Source organism: Segetibacter sp. 3557_3 (assembly GCF_004354985.1).
GTDB lineage: Bacteria > Bacteroidota > Bacteroidia > Chitinophagales > Chitinophagaceae > Segetibacter.
Genome location: NZ_SMSK01000001.1, coordinates 989700 through 1002220 on the forward strand (window position 1 = coordinate 989700; position 12521 = coordinate 1002220).

The window sequence follows — 12521 nt, forward strand, 5'->3', positions numbered from 1 at the left end:
ACTACAAATCCGTTCCGTAAATCTCTTCAATTGCCCAGAAAAAACACTTCGGTTTCAACTTAAAACGAACGGTCAATCTCTCATAGATCTCAACATTGAAAAACAGATTTACTTTTTCCAGTCAAAGTAAAAAGTACTGCCCTGGCCAGGTGAAGATTCAACCCAGATCTTTCCGCCCTGCTCCTCAACAAGCATTTTTAAAAGGTTCAACCCGATGCCCGTGCTACTCTCCATTCTCGACTTATTGGAGGTAACTTCAAACAGTTTGAAAATTCTTTGGTTGTCGTCTTTTGATATACCAGGGCCATTGTCTGAGACATAGAACTCATAGAACTCTCCTTTTGGCTTCGCTCCTATTTCGATCAGTCCTCTCTCCTTATCCATATACTTTATGGCATTACTGATCAGGTTCTGGAACACCTGTTGCAATTTCAATTTCCGGGTCATGATCACCGGTAGACTTTCGTGTATTTTTATGTTGATGTTATCTGGTGGAAACAACAAAAAGGCTATCTGGCTGACGAGTTCATTGGTATCAACTTCCTCAACGGTCTGCTCCGACAAACTTTGCTTCGAATATTCAAGTATCGAGTTGATCATGTCTGCAAGATGATTTGCCGAAAGATGCAATAAGTCAATCTTATCCTCTAAAACAGGGTCACTTGCAACAGTCTCATTTTGACGGAGTGTTGACAACATCAGAATGATACTGGCTAAAGGCGACTTAAGATCATGTGATACGATGTAAACAAAGCGCTCAAGCTGTTTGTTTATGCTGGCCACTTTTTGAATCGACATCTTGAGATCGTGCTGATAGAAGTAAAGCTTCTCAAATACGTCAACTTTAGCCTGGGTAACATTTACATCGAGAGGCTTTTGAAGGTAATCAACAGCACCTTCCTTAAAGCCCTGCAATACATATTGTTCTTCGGTATTGATTGCCGTAACAAAGATGATCGAGATCTCACGTGTTTTAGCATTTGACTTGAGTATCCTCGCCACTTCAAAGCCGTCCATCTCGGGCATTTGCACATCAAGCATAATCAGGCCGATTTCATCGTTCTTAAGCACTAGCCTTAAGGCTTCATTCCCGGAATTGGCTTTGATAAAAACGCGTTTTTCGCCCGCAAGCAGGGCTTCAAGTGAAACAAGATTTTCAGGCCTGTCGTCAACTAGAAGTATCGTGAATATGCGGGTGTTGTCCTGATCCATTTCAGCGGCTTGGGTTAAGATTTTTGTTGAGGTATTCTATAATCTGTTCTGGATACAGTGTCGGTATCCCTTTGTTCGACGCGATTGCTGCTGAAGGCATTGCCGGGTACAATGCGCTATCGGGATGTTGCACAATAGCTTTACCACCCCTTACGATCACTGCACCAATGCCATTGGTTCCATCTTTATTACCGCCACTTAGCAAGACGGCAAATGCCTTCTTGCCATATACCTTGGCTGCACTTTCGAAAGTTACGTCGATAGAGGGTCTGCTATATTGAACAACTTCGCTGTAATCAAGACTAAAGGTAAAGTCACTTTCTATCAGAAGATGGTAGTTCTGTGGAGCAAGGTATATAAAACTGTTTTTGATCGGGTCTTTGTCATCAGGCTCAACGATCACTTTATTGGTCTGTGCGGACAATATTTTGCTCATTTCACTAGCGACGTTTTTCAGCCGGTGTAGCACAATAACAACAGGCACAGGAAGCACAGCCGGAAGTTCATGGATAATTTGACTGATCACCTGAACACTGCCTGCAGACCCCCCAATGATGATGATATCAAAAGCTTTTGCCATAGAACACTTTAAATCACGCTGCAGGGAAACATCCGTGGTATTGAGTCTGCCCAATGCAACCATGCCGAAATAGAGCCATTGCAAAAAATGCACCCACCACCATATTACCCCGGTTTGTTATTGGTTCCGTCGAAAGATTTTAAATGCAGGGCTTATCACTTCAAACCGGTCCGCAATATCGGTAAACAGGAGCGATTCTTTTGGGCCAAGCGCCAGGTAACCAAGCGGTGCAAGACTGTCGTGTAAAAGATGTAGCACTTTATTTTGCAATCCCTTGTTGAAGTATATCATTACGTTTCGGCAACAAACCAGTTGAAACTCATTAAAAACCTGGTCGGTAACAAGATTGTGCTGCGAAAAAAGTATGTTTTCCCTGAGTTCTTTACTTATAAGTGCGTTGTTGTAGAGGGCGGTATAGTAGCCGGAAAAGTCTTTTGAGCCCCCTGACTTGATGTAGTTTGCCGTATAATCCTTTATCACCTGCAGGGTCATTATTCCTTTTTTCGCTTTTTCAATGTTGACAGGATTTATATCTGTTGCATATATTCTCGTGCGTTCCAGCAGACCCGCTTCTTTGAGCAAAATGGCCATCGAGAATACCTCTTCACCGGTTGCACAGCCGGCATGCCAGATCCTGATCAGCGGATAAGTCGCGAGCCTTGGAAAAACCTCTTCTTTGATCGTTTTAAAAAACTCAGGATCCCTGAACATCTCCGTGACATTCACGGATATAAACTCGAGGAAGTGTTCAAAGGTTGCTTTCTGTTCGCTCAGGTTGTAACGTAAATCATCATAGGTATTTAATCCTGATGCGTGCATAAATCGGTACACCCTTCGATGCATAGAGGCAGATGCATAACCTGTGAAGTCGTAGCCATATAACTGGTTGATCAGCTGCAACACTTCCGTCAACTCTTGATCTGTTAACTCAATAACTCGGGACATAACCTCGCATATTCATGTTTTTGGGATCATACCCCGACCCTCACCTCTAACATTAAAATGAGCATACACCATCTTTCTTATTGCATCAGGAGAGCCACACCTTCATCAACGATTTTAATTTCTGCATGTCCAGAGGCTTCGATATGTAGTCTGATGCACCCGCAGCAATACACTTCTCCTTGTCTTCGGTCATTGCCTTTGCAGTAAGTGCGATAATCGGGAGCCGGGTTAAAGACATCTGCTTCCTGATATAATCCATAGCTTGGTAACCATCCATGTTTGGCATCATGATATCCATCAATACAATGTCTACCGGTGATGCGTCTGATAACTGCTGCACTGCCTCACGACCATCACAAGCGGTAAGAATCTCCATTTCCTCCGATTCAAGGGCTGCTGTAAGGGCAAAAATGTTTCGCATATCGTCATCCACCAGTAATGCCTTTTTTCCCTTTAAAATGCCATCGCCTAATGCCACTACTTTGTGCTTTTTCTCGGGCATATTTGTTTCCTGCTGTACCTTGTAAAGGAAGAGTTCCAGTTCATCCATCAGCCTTTCCGGAGACCAGGAAGAACTTCGAACCACTACATCACTGATCTTTTTAAGTTGGAGATCATCACCTGGTGTAATATCCTCATCCAGGTAAATGATTACCGGTATACCCGGTGCCATATGGTCGTGTAGCCGGTTAAGTGCTGTAATACCGGGTCCCACGTTTTTTCCAATGTCCGCGATTACACAGTCATATCGTGTGTTGTTTGTCTTTTCAATTGCTTCTTCAACTGATACGGCAACTTCGCACTGAACGTCAAGCTGACGGTCGGCAATAAGCTTATTCAATACATTATCTTTAAGGTGCTCACCCGTAATGAGCAGCACCCGTTTAACATCATTCTGGATGATCTCACCGATCAATACAAAAACATTGTCGAGATCCTTTTTGGATAAGGGCTTTTGTAAATAGGCAAAAGCGCCAGGCAGAATCGTTGGGTTATCCCGGGCGGTAATGATGTGAACAGGAATGTTCTTTAGTTCATTGTCGCTTTTAATCATCTGCAATACCGTGGCTCCGTCAATGTCGGGCAAGTGCATATCCAGGATGACAGCACCCGGCTTAAACTTTTTTGCCAGCTGAACACCTTCGTTACCCGTAAGTGCAAGAATTGTTTTGAAATCATGGCTGAACCCAAATTGCCTGACAATTTTCGCAAATGTGTCATCGTCTTCAATAACCAGCAAAACTTTGTCACCCGGTTTAATGTCAAAGCGGTCATCAACTAGTCCTGAAGGGGTTACTGGTGCTTCGCTATGAAGGTTCCTAATATTCAGCGTTTTTGCAGTATCCTTCGACGTGCCTTTGAATATCGGGATGGTAACTTTGAAACGGCTCCCCTTGCCTTCGGTGCTTTCCAGCTTGATGTTCCCACCCAGCATTCGCACAAGTTCCTTCGAAATGGACAGTCCCAGACCCGTACCGCCATACTTCCTGTTGGTGGCACCATCTGCCTGCTGAAAAGCTTCGAAAATGAGCATTTGTTGAGAAGCAGAAATGCCGATACCGTTATCGGAAACAGCAATTTCCATCACATCAGAACCTCCCTCCGACTTCTTGCTAAAATGAAGCGTTATGCACCCGTTGGGAGCAGTAAACTTAAAGGCGTTGGAAAGCAGGTTTTTTAACACCTGGCCAAGTCGCTGCTTATCGGTTTGTATTGTTAAGGGCACATCATCATCCACAATAATGTCGAATTTGATGTGCTTTTCTTCTGCTACAACATTAAATAGTTGTTCGATATCAGTGGTTATGCTCCTGAGTGGAAGCTCCTCAAAATTCAGGTCTACCTTACCTGCCTCAATTTTAGATAAATCAAGTATGTCGTTGATGAGGTGCAGAAGATCAGCACCCGATTTGTGGATTATCTTAGCATGATTGACCTGTTTCTCAGACAAATTTTGGTCTTTATTATCAGCCAGCAACTTAGCAAGAATAAGCACACTATTCAAAGGGGTTCGAAGTTCGTGCGACATATTTGCCAGGAACTCCGATTTGTACTTGCCGGTGATTTCGAGCTCTCTTGCTTTTAACTCAAGTGCCCGACGTGCCGATTCAATGGTGGCATTTTTCTCTTCAAGCTCGGCGTTTATCTGGCGCAGTTCCTCCTCCTGTACTTTAAGTTCTTCCTCCGAATGTTGCAGTACCTCGGTTTGATGGCTTAACTCCTCGTTGCTTCTCCGAAGCTTTTCCTGTTGCTGTTCCAATGCCTCCTTATGCTCCTGCAGTTCCTTTAGGAGGCGCAATACATTTTCTCTTGCCTGTGCGGAGTTAATGGCAACTGCAACGTTGTCACAAATAACATCGAGTAATCTTTTATGACGTCCTTCGAATAAGCCGAAAGTAGCAAGCTCCATAACACCTTTAACTTCATCGTCGAAATAGATGGGAAAATACAAGGCCTGGCCTGGCTTTTCACCCGAGTGACCAGCATCGCCCGTGATGTATGCCGGTGAAACGTGGGCAATGATGATCTGCCTGGTTAACATCGCCTGCCCTACAAACCCTTCATTCAGCCGGTAAACGGGTTGCAGGTTTTCCGGCAATGCATGGCGGGCTGTTAACACGAGGCTCTTGTCTTCCTCATTATACATATAAAAAGCACCTCCATCGAGGTTAAGGTACCTGATGATTGTTTCGAGTATCGACTGGCTTAGATTAGTATATCCCGTATCACGATGTAAACTGTTGTTTACCTCGGCCACTCCCTGCAACAACCAGTTCTTCTCATTGCTTTCTCTATTTACGCGCTCCAGCTGCTGAAAGTTGTCCTTCAACTCTTCCTCTGCTCTCTTACGGGTACTGAATTCCCGGAAAATAAAAAAGATAAGGGTAAGTACGATGATGAGGATAAGCGCTACACTAATAATCAAAGCCAGGCTGGCATTGGCAATGGCCTGGCTATTTTCCTGCTCGGCTTGTGTTAGCAACCCTTTTTCGATGTTTGTAATGTCGCTGATTTCCTCCCTGATTACTTCCATGCGTTGGCGTTCGGAGTCCATCAGCCGCGAAATGTATTCGGAAGACAACACGCTCAAATCTACCGGCAGACCGTTCCAAAATTTAAGTAATTCGTCAATGTGTTTCTCCAGCAACGGTATACGTGTTTTCACCTCCTGGTCAACTGCCATCCTTTTAAGGCGGTAGAGTTCCGGATGTATTTTCCGGATTGCAATAACATAGGGTTTTAAAAAACGGGGCTCATTTGTGCTTCGGAAACCACGCCGGCCTGTCTCCATATCCAGCAGCAACAGCTGAATAGTTTGCATTTGGTTAAGCATCTTATAAGTGTTCTTAACCTTAAGAGTTTCGGCGTTTTGTTTTTTAAAGGTCAGGTAGGAATTGAATCCAACAACCAGAACCAAAACTATGGCGGCGATGAATCCTAAATACAAACGTGACTTCATGGGTATGTTCTAAGAGGATAATATTAGCACTATTTCATAACAACGTAAAAAACGAGATCTGCGTTGGAGAGCACTTAACAAATGTTTTGCCGCAATTACAATGTACCAGGTCCCAATGCTGAATGTCTTTACATATTTTGCAGCTATTCTGACCCAATGCAGAAAAATCAGTATATGAATGACGTGGCATCGGTTTACCAGCTTAACGTGGACTCCTACAAAACAGCGCTGACTAAGGTATCGAAAAAACTGTTCCTGATAGCTGCGGCAAGGCTGATCTCCTTTGTGCTCATAATAGGTTGTTTCTACTATTTAGTAAAGAATGGTGGCAATGCAGCGCTCGTTTCCGGAATCATAATGATCATCTTGTTTTTGTACCTTGTTAAAACAAGCAGCTCATACACCTATGAAAAACAATTGCTACAGAAACGATTGTTTGTAAATGAAAATGAATGCTCAATTATAAATGGCGGCAAAAACGCATTTGATGACGGATCAATATTTCAGAGCGGGGAGCGCTATTTTGCCGACCTTGACATTTTCGGTCCCGGATCAATTTTTCACCTGCTGAACAGAACCTCAACGGTGCACGGTGCAACAGCAATAGCTGCCACTTTGAAAAATCCACAACTTGATGCTGTCAACATCCTGGAGACCCAGGAGGCAATAAAGGCATTTGCACCCCAGGCAGGGTTGCGTGAACTTATCGTAGCCAAATCACTCCTGCATAGTAAAGATGCATCCAACATTGAAGGGCTTCAACGCTGGGTGCAACACCTGCCGAAGCTTTTGATTAACCGCTACATGAATATTGCCCGGTTTATTGTACCCACCATAAACCTGCTGGTATTGGTGCTCTCCTTTCTGTCGGGGGAATATTACTTTCTATCCTTAACCGTTCTTATCACCTGGCTGCATATTGGCTTTTTCGCCCGGTATACCCAGCAGCAACACCTGATGATCAGTAAAAAGGAAGAAAGCCTGAAGCAGTACGCCGCGATACTGGAGTCATTCGAAAAAACAGAGATCGGTTCATCCGCTGTGCTAAGGCGCCTTCAAGAGAAGTGTTCCGATGCCCACACGCAGATTGCAAAGCTTTCCAATCTCGCCAACATGCTTGATCAAAGGCTAAACCTGCTGGTAAATATTCTGTTGAATAGTTTTCTGATGTACGAGGTACAGTGTGTTTTTGCACTTGAAAAATGGAAGCAGCAAAACAAGAATCGATTGGCTGACTGGATATATGCAGTTGGCGAAATAGAGTCGCTAACGAGCTTTGCTACATTCGCGTTTAACAACCCGCTTTACACCTATCCTACCTTAAATCATGATTCCGTAGTAATCGAGGGTGAGCAGGTTTCGCATCCGCTAATGCGAAGTGAACAGTGCGTAAGCAACGACTTTTCAATAGGTCGAACAGGTCGCATGATGCTTATTACGGGCTCTAATATGTCGGGTAAAACCACTTTCCTGCGAACAGTTGGTGTGAATACATTGCTGGCACAATGCGGGGCTCCTGTTTGTGCAACACGTTTTTGTTTCACACCTGTTCGAATCTACAGTTCTATACGAATTAGTGACTCCCTGCAGGAAAACACTTCCTATTTCATGGCTGAGCTCAAACGGCTTCACGAAATTAAACAGGAGATCGCCGATGGCAAACCGTGCTTGATATTGATTGACGAGATACTCAGGGGAACCAATAGTGACGACAAATATTATGGCTCCGAGCAATTTATGCTCAGGTTGATTAACTACAATTGCCTTACCTTATTTGCTACGCACGACTTGAAATTAAGCGAACTTGCAACAAGCCACAGCGGCGTGATAGAGAACTTTTGCTTCGAAAGCACCATCAGGGAGGAGGAACTCTATTTCGACTATAAAATCAGGAGTGGGGTTGCACAAAACAGGAACGCGTCATTCCTGATGAAAAAGATGGAAATAATATAAGTAATGGACTCCAATAAAGCTTTAACGCGTTCCGTTGCGTAAAATCCTGATCAACTCCCGTACCCCTGTGGTAGCCGGCTGCTCAATAGCTGTGAGGTTCTCCAACGACTGCGCATAAGGAATCTCTTTGTCGATAATGTACTTAGGAATATGAGGGGGTGCATAGTTTACCAGCCCTGCCGCAGGATACACGATCAGCGAAGTTCCAACAACAGCAAAAAGGTCAGCCGTGCTCATAATCTCTATTGCCGGTTCAATCATGGGAACCATCTCTTCGAACCATACGATTGCCGGCCTTAGTTGACCACCATCGGGAGCAACGTCGCCGAGGTGTATATCCCCGGTGATATCGAAGGACTCCGTTTCGGAAAGAACACTTCGCATCTTTAAAATTTCGCCGTGTAAGTGTAAAACATTATGGCTGCCGGCACGCTCGTGCAGATCGTCAACATTCTGGGTGATGATTTGTACGTCGAAATCATGCTGCAAATCAGCAAGGCCGACATGGGCGGCATTTGGCCGGGCCGCCAAAACATCTTTGCGACGCATATTATAGAAGTCGAGCACCAACTTTGGGTTGTTTGCCCAACCACGTGGAGATGCAACTTCGTATACGTCGTAACCCTCCCAAAGGCCTCCACTATCGCGAAAAGTTTTTAACCCACTTTCGGCACTTACACCTGCACCCGTAAGTACAACAAGCCGTTTTTTTGACATAAGCCGGACAGATTTTGTTGATGCATTTGTACTATGGCACCTGATTTCCTGCTTTACTTAATTCCAGGATGACCTTCCATTCATCGCTGGTAATTGCAGCAACTGAAAGCCGGGACAACCGGATGAGTTCTATCTCGGAAAGTCGCTCATCTTGTTTGATAACAGTTAGTGGCACAGGGTTTTTCAATTTTTTGGATGGCTTGAGGTCTACCACCACCCAGTTGGGATCTGAAGTTGTAGGATCCTGGTAAGCTTCTTTAACAACTTTGGCAATGCCTACAATTTCCAGTCCTTCGTTGCTGTGATAAAAAAACACCTCGTCACCTTTCTTCATCTCCCGAAGGTTGTTCCTCGCCCGAAAGTTTCGTACACCATCCCATGATGTTTGTTTGTCAATCACAAACTGATCCCAGCTGTATTTCGATGGTTCAGATTTAACCAGCCAGTACGCCATAGATACATTGTTGATTTTACGAACAAATAGGGTTAACGATAATTTGCCACTGTGCTAGTATTCCCAACCGCTTGCCAGAACATCGGCAATGTGCATGGTGGTTAAATCGTAGCCTTTGTTTTTTATGTAGCCGTCGATATGCATAAGGCAACTAACATCGGTGCTGATGATGTATTTTGCCCCGGTTGCTAGTGCATTATTTACCTTTTGATCGGCCATAGCTATACTGATGGACTCAAACTTCACCGCAAACGTTCCACCGAAGCCACAGCAGGTTTCCACGTCATTCATCTCCAGTAATTCCAGGCCCTTAACCTTGCTCAACAACTCGCGGGGTTCCTGTTTTATCCGGCACTCCCGTAGTCCTGCACAGCTATCATGGTAGGTCGCCTTACCTTCCAGGATTGCACCAAAGTTGGTAATCTTAAGCACCTTTACCATAAACTCCGAAAACTCATAACAGTTTTCTGCAAGTTTTAGTACGTTGTTGTGTTGCGACGAATTGTCGAACATCGTATGGTAATAGTTTCTCACAAAACCAATACAACTTGCACTTGGTGCAACGATATACTCAGCGTTTTCAAAATCTTTAATAAATTTTGAACAAACTGCTTTCGACTCGTCGCGAAAACCGGCGTTATAAGCCGGCTGTCCGCAACATGTTTGTTCCCGGTTGTAATAAACGTCGCAGCCTGCTTTTTCCAGCACCTTAACCATATTAAACGCGGTTTGTGGGTACAACTGGTCCATGAAACAGGGAATGAAAATGTGTACTTTCATGTGTATAACGCTGCTAAAAATTGTGCTGTTTTAAAAACTTGTTTGTCGATTAAGTCCGATCATTTTTATAGCTGTTAATGCAGCTTCCTGTCCCTTATGACCATGAACACCACCGATCCTTTCCTGTGCCTGTTCTTCGTTGTTTACGGTAAGTATACCAAAGATCACCGGTACATCCAGTGTTAAGTTAAGCTGAACAATACCATCGGTAACACCTTTGCATACATAATCAAAGTGAGGAGTATCACCACGTACAACGCTTCCCAGGGCAATGAAGGCATCAGCCCTGTTGCCATTTTGCCTGTCGTGAAGTCGCCTGATGATAAACGGGATCTCAAAAGCGCCGGGTACGGTGATGGTCTCGTAGGTTACGCCAGCTTCGGTTAAGGCCTGCTCGCAACCAAGTGCAAGCTCGTTTACGATGTGTGCGTTCCATTCGGTTTTCACTATAACTACAAAGGCATCCTTTATCTGAGGGATGCCTTTGATAAGCTCACTGTTTCCTTTTGTAGCCATAATTATTTTACGCTGAATTCATTTTTTTCAACACTTAACCTGTAGATGTATTTGTCGATTGAATAGCCTTTTTCTGTTTTTGGGTAGTTCTCTTTCAAATCCCTGTAAACTTCAAGTGCTTCGTTTGTTTTACCCATGCTCTCCAATAGGTAACCGGCACGGAAGAGAAATTCTGAGGAGTTAAACTCGTCTTCTTTGAAGTGTGTGCCCGCTTTTTTGTAATTGTCAACAGCATCTTCTTTTTTACCCAGTTCGCTATAAGCATCACCAAGCTTGCCATAAGCCAGCATTTGTATCTGCTTCGAAGAGGTGCTAAAGTCCTTAAGATATTTAACCGCGTTGTTAAAGTCGCCGGTTTTCAGGTAACAAACACCAGCATAAAAATTCGCCAGGTTACCTGCTTTAGTACCGCCGTAGTTTTTAGCAATGTAAACGAAACCTTTGTTTTGACCATCGCCAAGTAGCGCAAGCTTAAGGCTATCAGCCCTGAAGTATTCCTCGGCTTTAAATATTGCTTCGGCTGCCCTGTTTTCAGCAGGCTCTTTGAACATTGACTTGTAAACAAGCCAGCCGACCAGCACAAGCACAACGGCAGCAAGCACTCCGGTGATAAGTTTCTTATTCTTGTCCCAGAAGCCCCTGGCACGTTCTACAGGATCCACATGAACGTCTTGCACTTTAACTTCCTCTACCTTGTTGTCAGCCATGCCAAATTTTAATTTATTGTTTTTAAGGGTTGTTGATTGGTTCACCTAACGCAGTTGCGCCCGAACCTGTAATATGTTAATCGGTAATGAAAGGATAATTCTGGTCGACATAAACGTCTTTCAACAATTCATCGTCATCCGGCCATGGGCTTTCTTCCGCAAACCTTACGCTTTCCTGCACAACTTCATCAATGCGTGCATCAATTGCGTTAAGCTCTTCTTGTGTAGCATATTTATTATCGAGAATGTTCTTGGTAACGAAAGTAATCGGGTCCTTTATTTTGTATTCGTCAAGTTCCTCTTTCCTCCGGTACTTCTGCGGATCGCTAATAGAATGCCCTTTGTAACGATAGGTCTTCATTTCAAGCAAAGTCGGTCCGCCTTTTTCACGCGCCCTTTTTACGGCTCTTGCAACAGCATCGTGCACCTGCTCGGGATCCATACCGTTTACTTTGTCTGCAGGCATTTCATATGCATCGGCGAGTTTATAAATGTCGATCACATTACTCGTACGTTCAACTGACGTACCCATTGCGTAATTGTTGTTCTCACAAATAAAGATAACTGGCAGCTTCCATAGCATTGCCATGTTGAAGGTCTCGTGCAATATACCTTGCCTTGCAGCACCGTCGCCAAAGAAACAAAGTACTACGTTATCGGTACCAAGGTATTGTTCAGCAAAAGCCAAACCTGCACCCGTTCCGATTTGGGCACCAACGATACCATGACCACCAAAGAATTTTTGTTCTACTCCAAAGAAGTGCATACTACCACCCTTCCCTTTTGCTACTCCGGTTGCTTTTCCGTAGAGTTCAGCCATACATCCATTTGGGCTCATCCCTTTTGCAAGGGCCCAACCATGGTCGCGGTATGCGGTGATAAACGGATCATCCTGGCGGGTGGCGGTCATACAACCAGCTGCAAGGGCCTCCTGGCCAACGTAAGCATGAAAAAAGCCACGGATCTTGCCAGCCATTTTGTACATCTCTTCGGCTTTCAATTCAAACTGGCGGATCAGCTGCATGAGCTCGTACCAGTACAGATAAGTTTCTTTGGAGAATTTGGTTGCCACTTTCGTCAAATTTTGGGGGCAAATATAGGTGTTTACATGCAAATCAAACGGTAGATTCTTAGCTAAGCCAATCATTGTGCTTTGTGCTGGTAAACAGGCAAATTGGGCTTCAAAACAGCGCTGGT

At 44.3% G+C, this 12521-nt stretch carries 11 protein-coding genes; 1 reads left to right on the forward strand and 10 read right to left on the reverse strand.

Annotated elements, in window-relative coordinates; all coding sequences use genetic code 11:
• Window positions 1-108: 108 nt before the first annotated feature.
• From EXU57_RS03525 to EXU57_RS03540, 4 genes are all read right to left on the reverse strand, one after another.
• Entirely contained in the window at window positions 109-1212 is a 1104-nt protein-coding gene (locus EXU57_RS03525; RefSeq protein ID WP_133266764.1) for a sensor histidine kinase, read from the reverse strand.
• A gap of 1 nt (window position 1213) precedes the next feature.
• Window positions 1214-1792: a chemotaxis protein CheB gene (locus EXU57_RS03530; protein WP_133266765.1), complete on the reverse strand. Its 579-nt coding sequence runs from the start codon at window positions 1790-1792 to the stop codon at window positions 1214-1216.
• A 117-nt stretch (window positions 1793-1909) separates the two neighbouring features.
• Window positions 1910-2737 (reverse strand): CheR family methyltransferase, encoded by an 828-nt coding sequence (locus EXU57_RS03535; RefSeq protein ID WP_133266766.1) that lies wholly within the window; start codon window positions 2735-2737, stop codon window positions 1910-1912.
• Between the two features lie 85 nt (window positions 2738-2822).
• Entirely contained in the window at window positions 2823-6197 is a 3375-nt protein-coding gene (locus tag EXU57_RS03540) for a response regulator (protein WP_133266767.1), read from the reverse strand.
• Window positions 6198-6371: 174 nt separating this feature from the next.
• On the opposite strand from EXU57_RS03540, the gene EXU57_RS03545 reads away from it, so the two are divergent.
• On the forward strand, window positions 6372-8150 hold the full coding sequence (locus EXU57_RS03545; RefSeq protein WP_165958016.1) for a MutS-related protein: 1779 nt from the start codon (window positions 6372-6374) through the stop codon (window positions 8148-8150).
• A gap of 21 nt (window positions 8151-8171) precedes the next feature.
• Here the strand turns inward: EXU57_RS03545 and EXU57_RS03550 are convergent, their stop codons facing one another.
• The 6 genes from EXU57_RS03550 to pdhA form a co-directional block, all read right to left on the reverse strand.
• Entirely contained in the window at window positions 8172-8867 is a 696-nt protein-coding gene (locus EXU57_RS03550; protein ID WP_133266769.1) for an SIR2 family NAD-dependent protein deacylase, read from the reverse strand.
• Window positions 8868-8898: 31 nt separating this feature from the next.
• Window positions 8899-9321: an EVE domain-containing protein gene (locus EXU57_RS03555; protein WP_133266770.1), complete on the reverse strand. Its 423-nt coding sequence runs from the start codon at window positions 9319-9321 to the stop codon at window positions 8899-8901.
• Between the two features lie 54 nt (window positions 9322-9375).
• Window positions 9376-10101 (reverse strand): (Fe-S)-binding protein, encoded by a 726-nt coding sequence (locus tag EXU57_RS03560; protein ID WP_133266771.1) that lies wholly within the window; start codon window positions 10099-10101, stop codon window positions 9376-9378.
• 30 nt (window positions 10102-10131) lie between these two features.
• Window positions 10132-10617 carry a 6,7-dimethyl-8-ribityllumazine synthase gene (ribH, locus tag EXU57_RS03565; protein ID WP_133266772.1) on the reverse strand — a complete coding sequence of 162 codons (486 nt, stop codon included), beginning with the start codon at window positions 10615-10617 and terminating at the stop codon, window positions 10132-10134.
• 2 nt (window positions 10618-10619) lie between these two features.
• Window positions 10620-11324: a tetratricopeptide repeat protein gene (locus EXU57_RS03570; RefSeq protein ID WP_133266773.1), complete on the reverse strand. Its 705-nt coding sequence runs from the start codon at window positions 11322-11324 to the stop codon at window positions 10620-10622.
• Between the two features lie 76 nt (window positions 11325-11400).
• Window positions 11401-12396 carry a pyruvate dehydrogenase (acetyl-transferring) E1 component subunit alpha gene (gene pdhA, locus EXU57_RS03575; RefSeq protein WP_133266774.1) on the reverse strand — a complete coding sequence of 332 codons (996 nt, stop codon included), beginning with the start codon at window positions 12394-12396 and terminating at the stop codon, window positions 11401-11403.
• Between the last annotated feature and the right edge of the window lie 125 nt (window positions 12397-12521).

What these genes read in the sequence shown, in the direction of transcription:
- EXU57_RS03535 (WP_133266766.1), bottom strand. Translation starts at nt 2,737, where the DNA reads ATGTCCCGAGTTATTGAGTTAACAGATCAAGAGTTGACGGAAGTGTTG.
- EXU57_RS03550 (WP_133266769.1), bottom strand. Translation starts at nt 8,867, where the DNA reads ATGTCAAAAAAACGGCTTGTTGTACTTACGGGTGCAGGTGTAAGTGCC.
- EXU57_RS03545 (WP_165958016.1), top strand. Translation starts at nt 6,372, where the DNA reads ATGAATGACGTGGCATCGGTTTACCAGCTTAACGTGGACTCCTACAAA.
- EXU57_RS03560 (WP_133266771.1), bottom strand. Translation starts at nt 10,101, where the DNA reads ATGAAAGTACACATTTTCATTCCCTGTTTCATGGACCAGTTGTACCCA.
- EXU57_RS03555 (WP_133266770.1), bottom strand. Translation starts at nt 9,321, where the DNA reads ATGGCGTACTGGCTGGTTAAATCTGAACCATCGAAATACAGCTGGGAT.
- ribH (WP_133266772.1), bottom strand. Translation starts at nt 10,617, where the DNA reads ATGGCTACAAAAGGAAACAGTGAGCTTATCAAAGGCATCCCTCAGATA.
- EXU57_RS03530 (WP_133266765.1), bottom strand. Translation starts at nt 1,792, where the DNA reads ATGGCAAAAGCTTTTGATATCATCATCATTGGGGGGTCTGCAGGCAGT.
- EXU57_RS03525 (WP_133266764.1), bottom strand. Translation starts at nt 1,212, where the DNA reads ATGGATCAGGACAACACCCGCATATTCACGATACTTCTAGTTGACGAC.
- EXU57_RS03570 (WP_133266773.1), bottom strand. Translation starts at nt 11,324, where the DNA reads ATGGCTGACAACAAGGTAGAGGAAGTTAAAGTGCAAGACGTTCATGTG.
- EXU57_RS03540 (WP_133266767.1), bottom strand. Translation starts at nt 6,197, where the DNA reads ATGAAGTCACGTTTGTATTTAGGATTCATCGCCGCCATAGTTTTGGTT.